Source organism: Flavobacterium sp. N502540 (genome assembly GCF_025947365.1).
Classification (GTDB): domain Bacteria; phylum Bacteroidota; class Bacteroidia; order Flavobacteriales; family Flavobacteriaceae; genus Flavobacterium.
The window spans coordinates 2,229,103-2,248,509 of the sequence record NZ_CP110012.1; the positions used below are offsets into that span (position 1 = coordinate 2,229,103).

Sequence of the window (19,407 nt, forward strand, 5' to 3'; positions counted from 1 at the left end):
AACTACAAACAGGCTCTTTCATTCAAAAAAAAAACAAAAACAAGGAAACTAAAGATCCAAATATTAAATTCTGTACGTAAACGCTATAGTAGCAATACGGTTGTCCAGATCATATCTTTTATTGATGCTCGTTTGAGCTATGACTGAATTGATGTGAAAATTATTGGTATTAAAAATGTCCGTAATATTAAATTTGATACTTCCTTTCTTTGCCAGTACCTGTTTCGAGATTCCAATACTAAAATCAAAAAAAGCATCTCTTTCATAAATACCAAGATTCGATTTGGACTGATATTGTGCGTTAGCTTCAGCTTTTAGGCTCTCGCTGATCGTAAAGGAGTTCTGTACACTAAGGTTTAAAGTAACAATAGGAACAATTTTATCCGTATTCACTACATTCCCCATGAACTTATTCTCGAAAATGTTGAATAGCGTATTAACAGACCACCATTTGTAAATTTCGGCTGTGTTGGTAATATTTACGCCATAATTAAAGGATTTGCTCACGTTAATTTGGGAAGTTACAGTAGTGTTGTTGGCGGGATTGTAATCGTAAACCTCTGTAAAAACATCTTTGGTTTTACTGAAATACAACGAAGCCATAAAAGCACTTTTCCAGGCGTATCCAATTTCTGACGAATGAGTAATCTCCGGAACCAAATTCGGATTTCCCTGTGAATAATTAAAAGAATCATCGTAAAAACGAAACGGATTCAAATCAAACTGACTCGGTCTGTTGATTCTTTTACTGTAGGAGGCGTGCAAAGAATGGTCGTTGCTTAGCTCATATTTCAAAGAAACACTTGGAAACCATTTTAAATAATCGTCTTTATGAGTTTGATTTAAGGTTTTTTGTAATATCTCAATCGCAGTGTATTCCGTTCTTAACCCTCCCTGGATATTTAAATTTTCCAGTTGGTATTTGTAATTAGCATAGGCAGCATAAATTTGTTCTTTGTACTCAAAATGATTGGTTGAGTTAGGATCAACGATCCATTGATTATTGTCGTAATACTCGTAAACAGATGGATTGTCATTGTTTTTCACGCTGGCTTTGACTCCCCATTCGATAGACTGCTTTTCCTTTAACGGATTGACGAAATCAATTTTTCCTGTAAAAACACTCAATTGCGACGGAATAAACCCCCTGCGATCATTAATGTTAGCTGCAATAGCGGGATCTATATTTTTTGCACTCTGAAACTGATTCGATCTGAATTTTGACGTTTCATACTCAAAATCAAAAGACATGTTTTTGCCCTCGGTATTAAATTTATGCACTCCTGAAAAGCCATACGTATAATCATTCCACTTTTCTTTACTGTCGTTGAAGGTCAAAGCATCAAATTGCACCTGATTTGAAGCATTTAGCAATGTATTTCTACCGTTAGCGATGTTTTCGTAACGCCCCAGTTTGGCATCAATATACACTTCTAAATTCGTTTTAGGAGAAACTTCGTAGGTAGTCCCAATTTTAAAATTATTAGAAGTCAGCGGTTCGTCTGTAACCGAGGTCTGATGGTTTTTTGTTGAAATAGTTTGACGTGTGTTGTCAGTATATTGAATCTGATCGAATTCTTTACGTTCTTCTTCACCTCTAAAGGTATAACTGTAGTTTCCGTAAACGCCAAATTTATCTTTGTTGTAGCTTAAATTAACACCTGAATTGGTTCTGTTCTTACGGGCTCTTCCGTAATTGGTGAATACCGTTCCTTTAAGTCCGCCCGCATTAGGTTTCTTTAAAATAATATTAATAATTCCGGCTTTACCGGTCGCATCATATTTAGAAGAAGGATTAGTAATCACTTCAATTTGTTTGATATTGGATGAGGTAGTTGACTTTAAATAATTGGCTAGTTCCTTTTGTGAAAGCTGTGTTAACTTACCATTAATCATCACTCCGACACCTTGTTGTCCGCGGATCGATAATTCGCCGTCCTGAGAAACGACAACGCCCGGAGCACGTGATAAAACATCTAAAGCAGTGCCGCCTTCAGAAACAATGCTGTTTTCTACATTAAAAACCAGTCGATCTGATTTCTGAGTATATAAAACCTTCTTTTTTGTGATTACAATTTCATCTAAAGCATTAATCGAAGTTTCGACAATGCTGTCTCTTCCTTTTTCGGTCTGCGAATATCCGTAGACTGAAAAGGCAAGTACAATAGATGTTATAATATTCTTCATGGTATTTTGGAATGATGAGGGTAAAGTAATTTTTGATTTTGGGCGGATAAGTAACAAATTGATATTTTCCGAAAACTATATTCTACTGAAGAACGAGTTGCTCGAGTTTGTCAGAAAGTGTATTTTGAAGAAGGACTAATCGGTTCGAGAACTTATATAGGGAGGCTTTTATAGGAGTGAGTATTGAAAACATGAGTGATTATTTGAAGTTTCAGTTGTCAAATATAACACTATTTATAATAAGTCTAAATAAATATAGTTAAAATTTACAACAAATAATGTAAAGCATTGATATTGAGTGATTCCTATTTTTAAAGAAAAGTATAAAATCTGTGAAAACACTAAAAATTTAAGAAAAATGCCTGTAAAGACAAGACATCACAGAGTTTGAGAAAATGAAAAATGAGGAGAGGAATAAAAGCAGAAAAACCAACTTATTCTATAATAGAACAAATTGGTTTTTATTTTAAAATGAAGTAAGGCTGGAACCTCTACTTTGTAATTTCTCTGAAAACTGCTTCGAGGTTTTTATTTTTCTGGTTCAGTTGTAATGTTTTTAAACCATTTTCATTGGCAAAATCAAAAATAGCCGGACGCATGTCTTTTTCAGAAACAAAAGTCAGTTCCCAGGTCATATCGTGTGTGTTCTTGTAGGCCGTAATATTTTCAAGTTTAGCCAGAAGCTGTTCTTCTACCTGATAATCGAATTCTACCTCGATCACTTGCTCCGCATTTTCAGATACCAGATGGTCTAGTTTTTTGTCGGCAACAATTTGTCCTTTGTCAATAATAATGACACGATCGCAAATGGCTTCCACTTCCTGCATGATATGAGTAGACAGAAAAACAGTTTTATCTTTCCCTACATTTTTGATAACATTTCGAATTTCCATTAACTGGTTAGGGTCCAGTCCGGTAGTGGGTTCGTCCAGAATTAAAACCTCCGGATTGTGCAGTAAAGCATTGGCAAGTCCCACACGCTGACGGTATCCTTTAGAGAGCTGTCCTATTTTTTTATGACTTTCACCTGACAGTCCTGTCAGTTGTATGACTTCTTCAATTCTTGTTTTCGGAACCTGATAAACATCGGCATTAAAAGCCAAATATTCACGAACATACAAATCCAGATACAACGGATTATGTTCCGGTAAATAGCCAATAGAACGTTGAACTGCCTTTGCATCCGTCATGACATCATGACCGTTTACAAGGGCTGAGCCGTTATCTGCCAGCAAATAGGTTGTCAAAATTTTCATTAATGTAGATTTTCCGGCTCCGTTTGGACCCAAAAATCCGACGATTTCTCCTTTTTCAATAGAGAATGAAATTTCATTTAGCGCTTTTTGCGTTCCGTAACTTTTTGATATATTGTTTACTGCTATCGACATGACTTTTTATTTGCTACAAAAGTAAACAGAAATACGCTCGATTACTACATTTTTGTCTTTTAAAGAAATCATAAAAAAAATATAAAAGTCAGTCGTTACGGCATCGTTCTTGTTAAAGGGATATCAAATTTAAAATAATTTATAATGAAAAAAATGTTGGTGGTTCTTGCATTAGCTATGGTTAGCTTTGCAAACGCACAAAAAGGAACAATCTTAGTTGGTGGTGGTATTGGTTACACTTCTCAAACTACAACTTTAGGGAACAACGAGGTTAAAACGAATGAATTTGATTTTTCTCCAAAAGTTGGTTACCAATTTCACGACAACTGGACTGTAGGGGGTGAGGCTTCTTTTGGTTCAAGCAGAGACGAGCGTGGAGTAAACGAAGTGAAAAACAACACTACTAAATTAGGTGCATTTTTACGTTACACTATGCCATTGAACCAAACTTTCGCTTTCTTTGCTGAGTTAGGAACAGGTTTCCAAAGTGCAAAACAAAAAACGTACACAGGGCCAATGACTTCAACTGCTAAAGCTGACGGTATGTACATTGGTGTAACACCAGCTCTTTTCATCGATATGAAAAAAGGTTTTGGTTTAAACTTTAACATTGGTGGTTTAGGGTACAACACTTTAAACTATGATAACAATGGACCAGAAGTTAAAAACTTTGATTTTAATTTTGGTAGAACATTTAACATTGGAGTTTCTAAAAACTTCTAATCTTAAATAGTATTCAATTTCAGAAAAGCATCCGCCACGGCGGGTGCTTTTTTTGTTTATAGACTATCCTTATGAAAACTAAAATTTGTCGTTTAGCCCCGATAGAAGTGATATCCTTTTGTGGCGGGGTTCGCCATAAAAGATATAACGGATAGCGGGACTGAAGGTCTTTTGAAAAAAAAACTTGTGCTGCTAAAAAAAATGCCAACGGGCGAAGTCGAAAAGAAATCATAACTACAAGAACTTCGACTTCGCCCGTTGGCACTAAAAAAAACAAAATATATTTACACTAAAAACGCGTTGCGTGAAATTATCTAAACACATAGAAACATAGTCTTTGTAAACTTAAATAAGGCGTTTCACTTGTTTAAAAACAGATAGACTGTTATGTGAAAGAAATGTATTTCTTTTGATTTCCTTTATTCTTCGGTTAGTATCTATGTTTCTATGTGTTTAGATAATATCTTGCCACAGATTTCACTAATTATTGCGTTTAGATTAATTCGTGAATTCGTGGCGAATAAAGTATTTAATCTTTTATTCAAATTAATCTGTGGCCTCTTTTATTCCATTAAATCCTAAAATAAAACGTATTTTTGGCGTTTAGATCAAAAAGTCTAAAATCTAAAATTTAAAATTGAAAATGAACTGGGAACAACTTTTATCACTCAAACGCCAAGGCGATACCAGCAAAAGATTACGTGTAGAACAGGACGATACCCGCTTGGGTTTTGAAGTTGATTATGACAGAATAATCTTTTCGGCGGCATTTCGCTCTTTACAGGATAAGACACAAGTTATTCCGCTTTCGAAAACCGATTTTGTGCATACCAGATTGACACACAGTTTAGAAGTTTCGGTGGTCGGACGTTCGCTAGGGCGTTTGGTTGGGAAAAAAATCATCGAAAAATATCCTCATCTAAAAGAAGTTCACGGGTATCACATGAACGATTTTGGCGCTATAGTAGCTGCGGCTTCTCTGGCGCATGATATAGGAAATCCTCCCTTTGGACACTCAGGAGAGAAAGCAATTGGAGAGTATTTTTCGATCGGAAACGGTTTAAAATACAAAGACCAGTTAACCCCAAAACAGTGGCAGGATTTGATTGATTTTGAAGGAAATGCCAATGGATTTTCGGTGCTTACAGCAAGCCGTCCCGGAATTGAGGGAGGACTTCGAATTTCCTATGCTACGCTTGGCGCTTTTATGAAATATCCAAAAGAAAGTTTGCCTAAAAAGCCTACCCAGAATATCGCTGACAAAAAATACGGTTTCTTTCAGACTGACAAATCTTTTTTTGAAGAAGTGGCCAACGATATGGGCATGATTGTCAATAAAACGGGAGATGATATTGGTTTCGAAAGACATCCTTTAGCCTATTTGGTTGAAGCAGCCGATGATATCTGCTATACCATTATTGATTTTGAAGACGGTATAAATCTGGGATTGGTTTCAGAAGATTATGCCCTAGAATACTTAATCAAACTGGTAAAAGACAATATCGGAGTAGCCAAATACAAGACTTTAACAACAAAAGAAGACCGAATTAGCTATTTACGTGCTTTGGCTATCGGGACATTGATAAATGACGCTGTAAATGTTTTTGTTGAAAATGAAGAAGCTATTTTGGATGGAAAATTTCCTTTTGCTTTAACAGATAAGAGCAAATACAAAGCGCAAATGGATGATATTATCAAACTAAGTGTCGATAAAATCTACCAAAGCCGCGAGGTGGTTGAAAAAGAAATTGTAGGGTATCAGATTATTCAAACCCTGTTGGATAAATTTATAACTGCTTTTAACAACAAATATGAAGGAACTGCTTCAAACTACGACAAATTGCTTTTGAAAATGCTGCCTGAAAAACATCACTTAGATAAAACCAATTTATACGAACGTTTGCTGCATATTTGTCATTACGTTTCTTTGCTAACAGACGGGAATGCCCTTGAATTGTTTGAAACCATCAACGGCAGAAAAAACAATTAATACACTAAGTTGTAGCGTGTAATTGACAAGAAAATGATTGAGATTTAAATATAAAATAAAAGGTCTTTTTTATCGACACAGAACCTATGCCACTATGTGTTAAAATGAATTACTTCAACGTTTAATATTTTATTGAAAAGCATATACCAGACCCACGCCTAAGACTTGTCTTAGCTGGGCTCTTGGTCCGTTGTTAACTTGCGAAGTCGCTCCGGTAGCAGGATCCCAAACGTCTTTTTTGGTTTTGATATCATCATCGTACACCAGGTGTACACCAATATTTGCTTTTACATAAGCATTTACTACAAGATCCAGGCGGGTATCATAATCTACGTCGACGTTTCCAAATTTGTTTAGATAATCGGTATACAAACTCAATCGGTTTTCGTAGAAGATGTTTTTGTAAATCTCGGTTTTCATGTATCCGGTAAGCAGAATACCAAATTCGGCTTTTACCTTCTGTCCGTTTTCAACTAAAATTTTAGAACTTGGGTCCATTGGATCCACTATGTAAGTCGCTTTTCGCACACCAAAAGCTCCCTGATTGGCTAAAGTCTGATCTAGAACCAAGGTGGTTTTTAGGGTTATTGGAGAGAAATATAAGGTTCGGTTTTTCTTTTTGTCTGAATTTTCAGCTCCGGCTCCAAGGAAGACATAAGCCGGTGCAAAAGGTCTGGAGATGGCAATATCCTTGTTCGGATAATTGTATCCATCAGTAAATTGAGTATTGAAGTTGAATTTCGCCGAGTAGTACCAATTTGAGAGCGTATCTTTTCTAAAACCATAGGTTGAATTGAATAGAAAAGCATCATCGGTTTTTCGCAATTCTGTACCGTCCTGCTGGTTTAAACCGTATTTTATAATAAGTTCATTGGCCCATTTGTGGTTTCCTTTAATGTAAGTTCGGTTGAACTCACCTTTAAAAAGTCCCGAGATCGAGCTTGTTCCCCCCGCGCTCCAGTTTACAAAAGCAATTTCGGAAATGTCAAAGCCCAGTTGATTTTTTTTGGTCCAGTTTGATGGAGGTGCAGGTAATTCACCAGGATCCAAAGTCGTTTGTATAATTTGAGCAAAGTTATTTGAAGTACACAAAAGCAGCAAAAGCAAAAGGGTAGAACGCAATAATTTCATTGTGATTTTATTTTTTGACAGCGCAAAATAATTATTTTGTATCGTTTGAAAAAAGATTTATTAAACTTTTAACGTCAATTTTACACAATTGTTGTAACTGATTAACTGTTCCATGCTCGATAAACGTGTCCGGAATACCCAAAACCTCGATGGTATTTTTGAAATTATGTGAGGCTGCAAACTCTAAAATGGCACTTCCAAAACCACCATTTACAGTACCGTCTTCGACCGTAATTATCCTTTCGAAACTTGAAAAAACACCGATTAAGGTATTGGTGTCTAGTGGTTTAATAAAAGGGAGGTCGTAATGAGCAATGGCCTCTGGATTCTGAGATTTGTTTATTGCTTCGATCACATTATTTCCAATTGTTCCGGTAGACAAAACGGCGATTTTTGTCCCCTCTTTTAAACAGTTTGCTGTGCCAATTTCAATTTTTTTATAATGTCCGAAATTTTCTACTTCCCAATTTGGGATGACGCCGCGGCCTCTTGGATATCGAATGGCGATGGGATGATTTAATCCCAATTGTGCCGTATATAAAATATTCTGTAAGTCAATTTCGTTGAGAGGAGCATAAATAATCAGGTTCGGAATCGCACGTAAATAGGCAATATCAAAAACACCATGATGTGTTGCACCATCTTCGCCTACTAACCCGGCACGGTCAAGACAAAAAATAACAGGCAAGTTTTGCAGTGCGACATCGTGGATGACCTGATCGTAAGCGCGCTGTAAAAAAGTCGAATAAATATTGCAGTAGACCGTCATTCCCTGTGTAACCATTCCCGCAGCAAGTGTTACTGCATGCTGTTCGGCTATTCCAACGTCAAAAGCGCGTTCGGGAATCTCATCCATCATAAATTTAAGAGAACTTCCGGATGGCATTGCCGGAGTGATTCCGATGATTTTTTCGTTCTTTTTGGCTAAATCTAAGATCGTAAGACCAAAAACGTCCTGATATTTAGGAGGTAAATTTTCTTCTGATTTGGAATAAAGTTCTCCGGTGGAAGCATCAAATTTTCCCGGAGCATGATATTTTACCTGATTTTCTTCAGCCTGCTGTAAACCCTTTCCTTTTGTGGTTACAATATGTAGAAATTTAGGGCCTTTTATCTTCTTTAAACGATTAAGCTCTTTGATTAAGGCAGGAAGGTCATGACCGTCAATTGGCCCTGAATAATCAAAGTTTAACGACTTGATGATGTTATTCTGTTTCGGATTTTTCCCGTTTTTAACCGCTGTTAAATATTTTTTCAAAGCCCCTACACTTGGGTCAATCCCGATAGCATTATCGTTTAGAATGACCAAAAGATTAGCATCTGTAACCCCGGCATGATTCAAACCTTCAAAAGCCATTCCTGAAGCAATCGAAGCATCACCAATTACGGCTATATGCTGTTTGTCGAAATCACCTTTTAGTTTTGAAGCAATGGCCATTCCAAGCGCCGCTGAAATAGAAGTAGAGGAATGTCCTACGCCAAATGTGTCATAAATACTTTCGGTTCTTTTTGGAAAACCGGAAATACCTTCAAGCTGTCTGTTCGTATGAAAAATTTCCCTTCTTTCCGTCAAAATTTTATGCCCGTAAGCCTGATGTCCAACATCCCAAACCAATAAATCGTCAGGAGTATTAAACACATAATGAAGTGCAATGGTCAATTCGATTACACCCAGACTGGAGCCTAAATGCCCTTCTTTAACCGAAACAACATCAATAATAAAATCGCGTAATTCCTGTGCAACCTGAGAAAGCTGCGCTTCGGTTAATAAGCGTAAATCAGCGGGATTGTATATGTTGGAGAGTAAGTTACTTTTCATTGTAAGGTAAAAAGCAAATTTACGGTTTTAAATTTAATTATTGTTTTTTGAGTTTTTAACAGGAACTTTAAATAGGGGAGTTTTATAGAAATGAGACAATTAATAGCGTTAATTGCCTCAAAAAAACGCTATTTATGAGGCGATTAATTTTATTGAACTAAGTTCTACAGAAAAAGCTAAGTTTTGATTAGCGCTTTCCTGACGTTAACTCAGGAGAAATTATTTCAAAAAAACTATTTTTGCACTTATGATAAATCCCTTCACCGACGAATACTTCATGAAAAAAGCTTTGCAGGAAGCTGAAATGGCTTTTGATAAAGGCGAAATTCCTGTTGGAGCAATCATTGTAGTTGCCGATAAAATTATTGCAAGAAGCCATAATTTAACCGAATTGCTTAATGATGTTACGGCTCATGCCGAAATGCAGGCGATAACCGCTGCTGCCAATTTCTTAGGTGGAAAATACCTCAAAGACTGCACATTGTATGTTACCCTCGAACCTTGCCAGATGTGTGCAGGGGCTTTGTATTGGAGTCAGATTTCAAAAATTGTTTTTGGTGCTCGCGATGAACAACGCGGTTTTATGACCATGGGAACCAAATTACACCCAAAAACAACTGTGGTTTCCGGAGTGATGGCCAATGAAGCTGCCGATTTGATGAAACGCTTTTTTGTAGAGAGACGGAAATAATTAGAATAAATATCCCCCCAGATAGACACATATAAATATCATAAAGCAATTAAAGCAGATGATATTATAAAATGTATTTTCTGAAAAGCCTTTTTTTGAAAGTAATATTTTTGTACTTATTCCTATTGAAATAAGGAGAATAAGACAAGTGTAAAATTGAATCCCATTAATACTTAAGTCGCTTGAAAGAAGATTGGTGTAATTTCTTGTTTTGGATTTTATTTTTGTCACAAACTTAAATAATAAAGAAGTTTCAATTTCAATATTATCTTCTTCAATGCCTTCTTTTGCAGTAGAAAAAGTAAATCCCGTTCGTGTAAAATAATGATAAGAAACTTTTTGTTTGGATTTTCCTGAAGTTCGAATAAGGTACCGGGTTATTGTATCATTAGTTCTCGAAGAGGGTAAAACATAATAGTCTGCAAAAGCAACTAAAATCAGAAATGAAATTACCCCCAGCAGATATACAATGGTATTTTTGTTTTTAACGATAAATTCATTTTCTGTAGAATAGTTGTTGGCGTTGCGGGACATTTTTTGCATATTAAGATATACGAAATATACTGTTTTTGTAATAACCTTTTTTGAATTTTCAACAAAAGTTAAATAATTCAATCTACTGAATTTTCCTCTTAAAAGATTTAGAAAAATACATTATATTTATGCAATATAATTGACACACCACTAGTTTATTTATATAGCGGTAGAAGCTAAAGTAAACTGTCAATTTCCAAATTCGTAAACCTGTAATTCTAAATAAAAGTGAAAGTAAAAGGACTATTTCTCGTGTTTTGTACGTTTTTTATTTTTCAATCCTGTGGCCGCAAATCAGCAGCCGATTTCAATTCCGATTTTTCATTATTCAAAGAGTACATTGTCAGTTTTACAGGAGGCATCGTCTCTTCGGAATCTGATATTAGAGTTGTTTTGGCTTTTGATAAAAAAGAATGGAAAGTTAATCAGGAATTAGACGACGATTTATTTGATATCTCGCCAAATGTACGCGGAAAACTAGTAGCACTCTCAACCAATACGATTGCTTTTATTCCGGAGAAAAAACTGGAAGCAGGAACAGAATATCAGGTGACTTTAAACTTAGATAAGCTTATCACTATTCCGAAAGAGAAAGAAGCAACACTTTCAAAGTTCAATTTTACCGTTAAAACCATCAAACAGGATTTTACTATCAATACTGAGGATATTCAATCTTATAGTAAAGATTACCAATATCTGAACTGCGTATTAAAAACGGCTGATAATATGGATGTCGAAACAGCTAAAAAATTAGTTACAGCCAATCAGAACGGGAAAGAGGTTAAAATTAAATTTGAAAAACAAACGGGAACAGCTAAAGAGTTCCGTTTCAAAATTGATAGTATTCAGCGGTTTTTAGAAGCTTCAAATTTGGAAATCGCATACGATGGAAGTGATTTTGATATTGAGCAGAAAGGGCAATTGGATTATCCAATTACAGGTGTGAATGAATTTAAAATTGTAAAAGTCGATATTCCGGAAGGGAACAATCAGTCGATTTTAATTAATTTCTCGGAACCTTTAGAAAAAGGGCAGGATTTTAAAGGATTGGTCTCTATTCAGAATACAAACAATTTAAAATTTTCGACTCAGGGGAATGTGCTGAAAGTATATTTTAGCAATACAGCCCCGGAGAAAAAAGAAGTTCCGGCAGTGGTAGAAGAAAGTGCAGACTTAGCAGTTGATTCGTCAGCTGTCATTGTCGATTCAGCAGCGGTTGCAACGGATAGTGCTGTGGTAGTGGTTCAGAATGAAGAAGTGACTGAGGAACCGGAGGCGGTTTTATCGGGAGAATTGTTACTTGAAGTTTTTGAGGGAATTGAAAGTCAGTACGGCAAAAAGATGGACGCCAATTATACCGAGAAAATCAATTTTGACCAAATAAAACCTAACGTTCGATTGGTTAAAAATGGAACGATTCTGCCAAGTTCAAACAACCTGAAATTGAATTTTGAAGCAGTCAATCTAAGTGCGGTTGATGTAAAGGTGTATAAAATTTACAAGAACAATATTCTTCAGTTTTTGCAGTATAATGAACTGAACGGAAGTCAGAATCTCAAGAAAGTGGCACAACCCATAGCCAAAACCACACTGAATTTAGTCGAAAGCAAACTGATAAATCCGGCTAAGTGGAACACCTTTGCTCTCGATTTATCTAAAATCATTACGCCGGAACCAGGTGCAATTTACCGTGTAGAATTTGTTTACAAAAAGAAATATTCCCTTTATAAATGTGAAACCTCCGAAGAAAGTTCGGAGGAAGAGGAGGAGGAAGTAGATGAAAATGATGTTAACTACAGTGGCAATTCATACGACGATTACTATTATGACGATTACGACTGGAGAGAAAGTCAGGATCCTTGTACAGGATCATACTACTATAATGCCAGAATTGCGACAAATATCTTAGCAACCGATTTAGGGGTTATAGCCAAAAGAGGCGAAAATAAATCGTATCTCTTTGCAGTCAATAATATCGTAACCACAGAGCCGGTTTCGAATGCGAGAGTGGACCTGTACACCTTTCAACAGCAAAAAATTGCAACTGCCGCAACAAGTAGCGAAGGAATTGCTACGTTTCAGCTCAATAAGTTTGCTTACTTTGCTATTGTTACTTTAGGAGACCAGTCCACTTATGTGAAGTTGGATGATGGCTATTCGTTATCGGTAAGTAATTTTGATGTTGCGGGTGAAACTTTGCAAAAAGGCTTAAAAGGATTTATCTACGGCGAGCGTGGTGTTTGGCGTCCGGGAGATAATTTGTATCTGTCCTTTCTCTTAAACGATGCGTCGAATAAACTTCCAAAATCACACCCGATTAAATTTAGATTAAATGATCCGAATGGTAAAACAACTTATCAGACGATTCAGAAAACAAACGACCTGAATCATTACAGTTTTATCGTTCCAACAAGTGCCGACGCGCCAACAGGAAATTGGGAAGCAATGATAAGTGTGGGTGGTGCCAAGTTTTACAAAAGCATTAAAATCGAAACGATTAAACCGAATCGTTTAAAAATTAAAAATAATTTCTCCAGAAAAACATTATCATCCTCTTATCCAAATACCAGTACACTTGAAGTGACCTGGCTTCATGGTGCCATTGCAAAAAATCTGAATGTAGAAATGCAGGCAAAATTTTCGCAGCAGACTACCACATTTAAAGGATATGAGAAGTTTAATTTTGACGATTTGGTGCGCCAGTTTAGTTCAGAAGAAATTAATATTTTCTCCGGAAAATTAAATGAGAACGGAAAAGCATCGGTTGATATCCACCCAAAGCTACAAGGGCAGGCTCCCGGTATGTTGCGTGCCGCCTTCATCACAAAAGTATATGAAGAAGGAGGTGATTTTAGTACGGATGTTATTTCGACGACTTATTCACCCTACAAAACTTATGTTGGGATAAAAGCACCGGAACCTAACAAATATGGAATGCTGGAAACCAGAACAAACAACCGTTTTGATATTGTTACGGTGGATGAAAATGGAAGGCCAAAATCAGTGAGAAATCTGGAGGTAAAAGTGTATAAAGTAGATTGGCGCTGGTGGTGGGACGCTTCCAGTGATAATCTTTCAAATTACAACTCATCAGATGCAACCACTTCTTATAAATCTTTTGTGATCAATACAGATTCCAGCGGAAAAGGAAGTATTCAGTTTTCTTTAACCGATGAAGAATGGGGGCGCTATTTGATACGTGTTGCCGATCACACAGACGGACACGCAACTGCTTTAACCGTAAATATTGACTGGCCAATCTGGTCTGGAAAAACCCGTAACAGAGATGCATCTACAGCCAATATGCTGGTATTCTCTACCGATAAGAAGAATTATGCTGTAGGCGAAAAAGCACAGATATCTTTTCCTTCCAGTGAAGGAGGCCGCGCTTTGATTTCGATCGAAAACGGTTCAAAAGTGGTGCAGACCATCTGGGCCAAAACAAAACAGGGAGAAACTAAAGTTGAAATTCCGATTACGGCAGCAATGGCACCAAACGTGTATTTTAACATCACACTCTTGCAGCCACACGCTTCAACTAAAAACGATTCACCTATTCGTATGTATGGAATCGTTCCGATAGAAGTGGTGGATAAAAACACCATTTTAGCGCCAACGCTCTCTATGCCGGATGTTTTAAAACCGGAGCAGACTTTTACCGTAAAAGTGGGAGAGAAAACCGGAAAAGAAATGACATACACTATTGCAGTTGTAGATGAAGGACTTTTAGATTTAACCCGTTTTAAAACACCAAATGCCTGGGACAGTTTTTATGTACGTGAAGCCTTAGGAGTTAAAACCTGGGATATTTATGATGATGTGATCGGAGCATACGGAGGAAAAATAAATCAAATCTTCAGTATTGGTGGAGATCAGGATTTAGGTGGCGGTAAAGCCAAAAAAGCCAACCGATTTAAACCAGTAGTGTTGTACTACGGACCATTCAAATTAGAAAAAGGTCAAACGAAAGCACATCAGTTGAAATTGCCTAAATACATAGGTTCTGTTCGTACGATGGTCGTTGCTGGTGACGCCAGTACAAGTGCTTACGGAAGTGTCGAAAAAGCAACACCGGTTAAAAGTCCGTTGATGGTACTGGCTTCATTGCCTCGAAAAATATCGCCTTCAGAAAAAGTAACTATTCCGGTAACCGTTTTTGCTACCGAAAAGAATATTAAAAAGGTAACGATTCAGCTTAGAACAAGCGGCGGATTAAAAGTAATGGGAAGTGCTGCTCAAAGTCTGAGTTTTGCCCAACCTGACGAAAAAATGGCCTACTTTAATCTGGTAGTAGGTTCTGCTACCGGAATTGGAAAAGTGCAGGTAATTGCGACATCAGGAAAAGAGAAATCAGTATATGATGTAGAGATCGATATGACCAATCCTAATCCGGTTACAAATACATATACCGATGTTGTTTTACCTCCAAACAGCAGCAAAACTATTACCTGGAAGACCTTTGGAGTTTCCGGAAGCAATAAAGCCAGACTGGAAGTTTCATCAATGCCAACGATTAATCTCAATGGAAGACTGCAATATCTTATTCAGTATCCGCATGGCTGTGTAGAGCAAACTACTTCGTCTGTTTTTCCACAGTTGTTCTTAAGTGATATTGTTGATTTGGACAATACCCGAAAAGGAATCATTCAAAAGAATATAACGGCCGGAATTAGCAAGTTGGGAAGTTTTCAATTGCCATCAGGAGGCTTAACTTATTGGCAGGGAAGCACCACTGCCGATGATTGGGGGTCTTCTTATGCTGGACATTTCCTGATTGAAGCAGAGAAAAAAGGTTATGTTTTACCGATTAACTTTAAATCAAAATGGATTTCTTATCAGCAAAGAGAAGCCAAACAATGGCGTTTTGAACCTAAGTACGGTAATGATCTTGCTCAGGCTTACCGATTGTATACGCTGGCGCTGGCTGGCAATGCAGATTTGTCGTCGATGAACAGATTGCGCGAAACAAAAGGCATCTCAAACGAAAGTATGCTTCGTCTGGCCGCTGCCTATGTTTTGGCCGGACAAAAATCGGCAGGGCAAAATTTATTATTGCGCACCAGTATTGATAACGAGTCCAGCGAGTACAATTATTACTATTATGGATCAAGCGAGAGAAACAGAGCGATGGCTTTAGAAACGATGCTGCTTTTAGGACAAAAACAAAAAGCATTCACTATGGCTTCTAAATTGGCTAAAGAAATGTCGACCAACCAATGGATGAGCACGCAAACAACTGCTTATTGCCTGTATGCCATGTCTAAATTTGCTGCGGGCAATGGACCTAAAGGAATTAATCTTCAATTCAGTAAAAATGGAAAAGGGGAAACTATAAATACACAAAAAACAATTGCCGACAGAAGTTTAACAGTTCAGACAGGTGCTAATAGTGTTGTCCTGAAGAATCTTAAAAATAACACGGTTTACGTTAGAGTTTTAAATACCGGAATATTACCAATCGGACAGGAAAATGCGATTCAGAGTGATGTTTCTGCTACTATTGTTTTCAAAAACAGAAAAGGTGGTGTTATTAATGTTTCGAAAATCAGTCAGGGAACTGAATTTGTTGCCGAAGTTACGGTTAGAAACCAAAGAAATGAAAGCGTTCAGAATGTGGCATTGTCACAAATCTTGCCTTCAGGATTTGAAATCGTTAATACCCGTTTTACAGACTACGGTGATGCAGTCAATAATATTGCGGACTATATTGATATTCGCGACGACAGAACCAACTTCTATTTTGGAATGAAATCCAGAGAAACCAAAGTATTCAGAATTCTGTTGAATGCATCCTATTTAGGGAATTATTATTTACCGGGATTGCAGTGCGAAGCGATGTACGACAACACCTTCCTGGCCCGAACAAAAGGATTCTGGGTTGAGGTTGTGAAATAAATTATTGGTCATGATTTTTCGTCACGACTCGAGCGATAGCGAAGAGGCAAAGCAATTCTCGAATCTAAATTATTATAAATTAATTCGAGAATTCGTGGCAAAAAAATCGGTGTTAATCTGTACAATCTGTGGTTAATAAACTTTGTGTACTTTGTCGTAAAATATAGTTTCACACAGATTTTGCAGATCAGGCAGATAAAATAAAATCTGCCAAATCTGCGGAATCTGCGAGCAAAAAAACTTTGCGGACTTAGCGAATAACGTAGCGACTTCGCGGTTAAATAAATATTACGTTGAAAAAGAAACTTATCGCGTTTTCACAACGCATTATAAACTGGATTAAAAAGAACAAAATAAAATCAGCAATTGCATTTGTGCTCTTGCTGATTTATTATTTCTCCATTCCCCGAACATTGTTTAAAGAGCCGTACTCAACGGTTATCGAAAGTAAAGAAGGAGAGCTGTTAGGAGCAAAAATCGCTCCTGACGGACAATGGCGTTTTCCGGCGCAGGACAGTGTACCGGATAAATTCAAGAAATGTATTGTTTATTTTGAAGACGAGTATTTCTATAAACACCCCGGTTTTAATCCGGTTGCGATGGTAAATGCCATCAAACAGAACCAAAAAGCAGGAAAAGTAGTTCGCGGCGGAAGCACACTGACGCAACAAGTCATCCGATTGTCCCGAAAAGGAAAAGGAAGAACCTATTTTGAAAAATTGATCGAAATGATTCTCGCCACGCGATTGGAATTGGGATATTCTAAAGATGAAATTCTCGAGTTATATGCGGCCCATGCTCCATTTGGAGGAAATGTTGTCGGGCTCGAAATGGCTTCGTGGCGTTATTTTGGCGTGCAGTCTAATCAATTGTCGTGGGCAGAAAATGCTACACTGGCGGTTTTACCTAATGCACCGAGTCTGATTTATCCCGGAAAAAATCAAATCAAATTATTAAACAAGCGAAACCGACTCCTTCTTAAACTGCATAAAGAGGGCGTAATTGATCAGCAAACGTATGAACTTGCCATTGAAGAACCGTTGCCTCAAAAACCGTACGATTTACCTCAGATAGCACCTCATTTATTGCAAAGAGCCGCTAAAGATCAGAAAGGAACAAGGGTAAAGACAACGATTGATTATGCGCTGCAAAACAGAGTTAATCAAATCGCGAGATATTATTACAATCAATACAAGCAGAATGAAGTACACAATCTGGCGATTTTGGTCATTGATGTTTCCAATCGAAATGTAATCAGTTACGTGGGGAATGCTCCAACCGATAAAGACCATCAAAAAGATGTTGATATTATCGAAGCACCCAGAAGTACGGGGAGTATTTTGAAACCTCTTTTATATGCAGGTATGCTGGACGATGGTGAATTACTGCCGAATACTTTAGTTGCCGATATTCCAACGCAGATTGCAGGGTATACCCCGCAAAATTTCAATCTGACCTTTGACGGAGCGGTTCCGGCACATCGGGCTCTGTCGCGCTCTCTCAATATCCCTTCGGTTTTGATGCTGCAGGAGTTTGGCGTGAATAAATTTTATGAGGAATTGCAAAAGTTTAAATTGAAGGATATCAATAAAACACCCGATCATTATGGATTGTCTCTTATTTTAGGAGGGGCCGAAAGTAATTTGTGGGATTTATGCCGAACGTATGCAAATCTGTCTTCCACATTAAATTATTATGTTAAGAATCAGGCACAATACCGAACGAATGAATTTACGGAATTAAATTATAAGAGCAATTTTGAACCCGATTTTGGTTCCGAAAGTGATCAGAAGAACATCTTGGGTGCCGGATCAATTTGGTCAGCTTACAATGCCATGGAAGAGGTCAACAGACCGGAAGGAGATGAAGCCTGGAAGTTTTACGACAGCTCTCTTAAAATTGCGTGGAAAACCGGAACCAGTTTTGGTAATCGCGATGCTTGGGCAATTGGTACAAATTCAAGATATGTGGTGGGAATCTGGGTTGGGAATGCAACAGGCGAGGGCAGGCCTACTTTAACAGGAGTTACAAGTGCCGCACCGATTTTATTTGATGTTTTTAATTTACTGCCAAGACAAAGATGGTTTCAAACGCCTTATAAAGATTTAGCAGAAGTTGAGGTGTGTCGTTTAAGCGGCTATTTGGCCAAAGACGGCTGTCCGAAAATAAAGCAATGGGTTCCCAAAAAAGGGAAATCGACCAGTGTTTGTCCGTATCACAAAACGGTTCATCTCAATTCAACCGGACAGTTTCAGGTAAACAGCAGTTGTGAGAGTATTGATAATATTGTGACAAAAAACTGGTTTGTTTTACCTCCGGTTATGGCATGGTATTACAAGAGTCAGCATATTGAGTACTTGCCTTTGCCTCCGTTTAAAGAAGGCTGTCAGGGTACACAAACCACAACAATGGATTTTATTTATCCCAAAACCAATGGTAAAATTTATTTAACCAAAGATTTTAATAGCAAAGTTCAGCCCGTGATTTTAAAAGTAGCCTATTCCGAAAGAGAAAAAGAGCTTTTTTGGTACGTGGATGACGTTTATAAAGCCACCACAAAAACTTTTCACGAATTGCCGGTTACGCCAACTTCGGGAACGCATTATATCACAGTGGTAGATGCTTCTGGCAATGAAATCAGACGAAAAATTGAAATAGTGAGGGAATAAGATTTTTATAAAGAATATAATTCTGGTCCTAAAAGTGTTTTTTGATTTATATCAAACTTTATACTTTTGGGTTTATACACCTTTGTGTTCAATTAATATTAAATAAATTTTAAAATGAACAAAAAGTATTTTAAGTACATCAACACATTGTTTGTTGTAATTCCAATGACATTAATTATGGCATTTGTAGGGTTAATGCGCAATTATGGATTTGGAGAAGATTGGTTTTTAAAGTTTTTGAAAGCTTGGAGTGTGATGCTGCCTGTTGCCTATATTGCAGCCTTTATCATTATTCCAAATGCCAGAAAACTAGCAGAAAAGACAACTACAGGGTCCTAATCTGTAGTATGTTTTTAGGTTTACAATTAGAAGAAATTAAG

11 protein-coding genes are annotated in these 19,407 nt (G+C 37.2%); 6 read left to right on the forward strand and 5 right to left on the reverse strand.

The window, feature by feature from the left end:
• Positions 1–63: 63 nt before the first annotated feature.
• Together OLM58_RS09805 and gldA are read right to left on the reverse strand one after the other, a co-directional pair.
• Positions 64–2,187: an outer membrane beta-barrel family protein gene (locus tag OLM58_RS09805; RefSeq protein WP_264532138.1), complete on the reverse strand. Its 2,124-nt coding sequence runs from the start codon at positions 2,185–2,187 to the stop codon at positions 64–66.
• 491 nt (positions 2,188–2,678) lie between these two features.
• On the reverse strand, positions 2,679–3,575 hold the full coding sequence (gene gldA, locus OLM58_RS09810) for a gliding motility-associated ABC transporter ATP-binding subunit GldA (RefSeq protein WP_264532139.1): 897 nt from the start codon (positions 3,573–3,575) through the stop codon (positions 2,679–2,681).
• A 144-nt stretch (positions 3,576–3,719) separates the two neighbouring features.
• On the opposite strand from gldA, the gene OLM58_RS09815 reads away from it, so the two are divergent.
• Both OLM58_RS09815 and OLM58_RS09820 read left to right on the forward strand, forming a co-directional pair.
• Positions 3,720–4,298 carry a porin family protein gene (locus tag OLM58_RS09815; protein ID WP_264532140.1) on the forward strand — a complete coding sequence of 193 codons (579 nt, stop codon included), beginning with the start codon at positions 3,720–3,722 and terminating at the stop codon, positions 4,296–4,298.
• Between the two features lie 643 nt (positions 4,299–4,941).
• Positions 4,942–6,288 carry a deoxyguanosinetriphosphate triphosphohydrolase gene (locus tag OLM58_RS09820; RefSeq protein ID WP_264532141.1) on the forward strand — a complete coding sequence of 449 codons (1,347 nt, stop codon included), beginning with the start codon at positions 4,942–4,944 and terminating at the stop codon, positions 6,286–6,288.
• A 129-nt stretch (positions 6,289–6,417) separates the two neighbouring features.
• Here the strand turns inward: OLM58_RS09820 and OLM58_RS09825 are convergent, their stop codons facing one another.
• On the reverse strand, positions 6,418–7,419 hold the full coding sequence (locus OLM58_RS09825; protein ID WP_264532142.1) for a DUF3078 domain-containing protein: 1,002 nt from the start codon (positions 7,417–7,419) through the stop codon (positions 6,418–6,420).
• A gap of 31 nt (positions 7,420–7,450) precedes the next feature.
• A complete protein-coding gene (locus OLM58_RS09830) occupies positions 7,451–9,238 on the reverse strand; it encodes a 1-deoxy-D-xylulose-5-phosphate synthase (protein WP_264532143.1) in 1,788 nt (595 codons plus the stop codon).
• A gap of 247 nt (positions 9,239–9,485) precedes the next feature.
• Between OLM58_RS09830 and OLM58_RS09835 the strand changes: the two genes are divergently transcribed.
• A complete protein-coding gene (locus OLM58_RS09835; protein ID WP_264532144.1) occupies positions 9,486–9,929 on the forward strand; it encodes a nucleoside deaminase in 444 nt (147 codons plus the stop codon).
• Here the strand turns inward: OLM58_RS09835 and OLM58_RS09840 are convergent, their stop codons facing one another.
• Positions 9,930–10,544 carry a hypothetical protein gene (locus OLM58_RS09840; protein ID WP_264532145.1) on the reverse strand — a complete coding sequence of 205 codons (615 nt, stop codon included), beginning with the start codon at positions 10,542–10,544 and terminating at the stop codon, positions 9,930–9,932.
• A 147-nt stretch (positions 10,545–10,691) separates the two neighbouring features.
• Between OLM58_RS09840 and OLM58_RS09845 the strand changes: the two genes are divergently transcribed.
• The 3 genes from OLM58_RS09845 to OLM58_RS09855 all read left to right on the forward strand — a co-directional run bounded on the left by OLM58_RS09845 (position 10,692) and on the right by OLM58_RS09855 (position 19,366).
• Entirely contained in the window at positions 10,692–16,358 is a 5,667-nt protein-coding gene (locus tag OLM58_RS09845; protein ID WP_264532146.1) for an alpha-2-macroglobulin family protein, read from the forward strand.
• Positions 16,359–16,651: 293 nt separating this feature from the next.
• Complete coding sequence (gene pbpC / locus OLM58_RS09850) at positions 16,652–19,027, forward strand: penicillin-binding protein 1C (protein ID WP_264532147.1); 2,376 nt, start codon at positions 16,652–16,654, stop codon at positions 19,025–19,027.
• Between the two features lie 114 nt (positions 19,028–19,141).
• Entirely contained in the window at positions 19,142–19,366 is a 225-nt protein-coding gene (locus OLM58_RS09855; protein WP_070905857.1) for a DUF2798 domain-containing protein, read from the forward strand.
• The last annotated feature ends 41 nt before the right edge of the window (positions 19,367–19,407 follow it).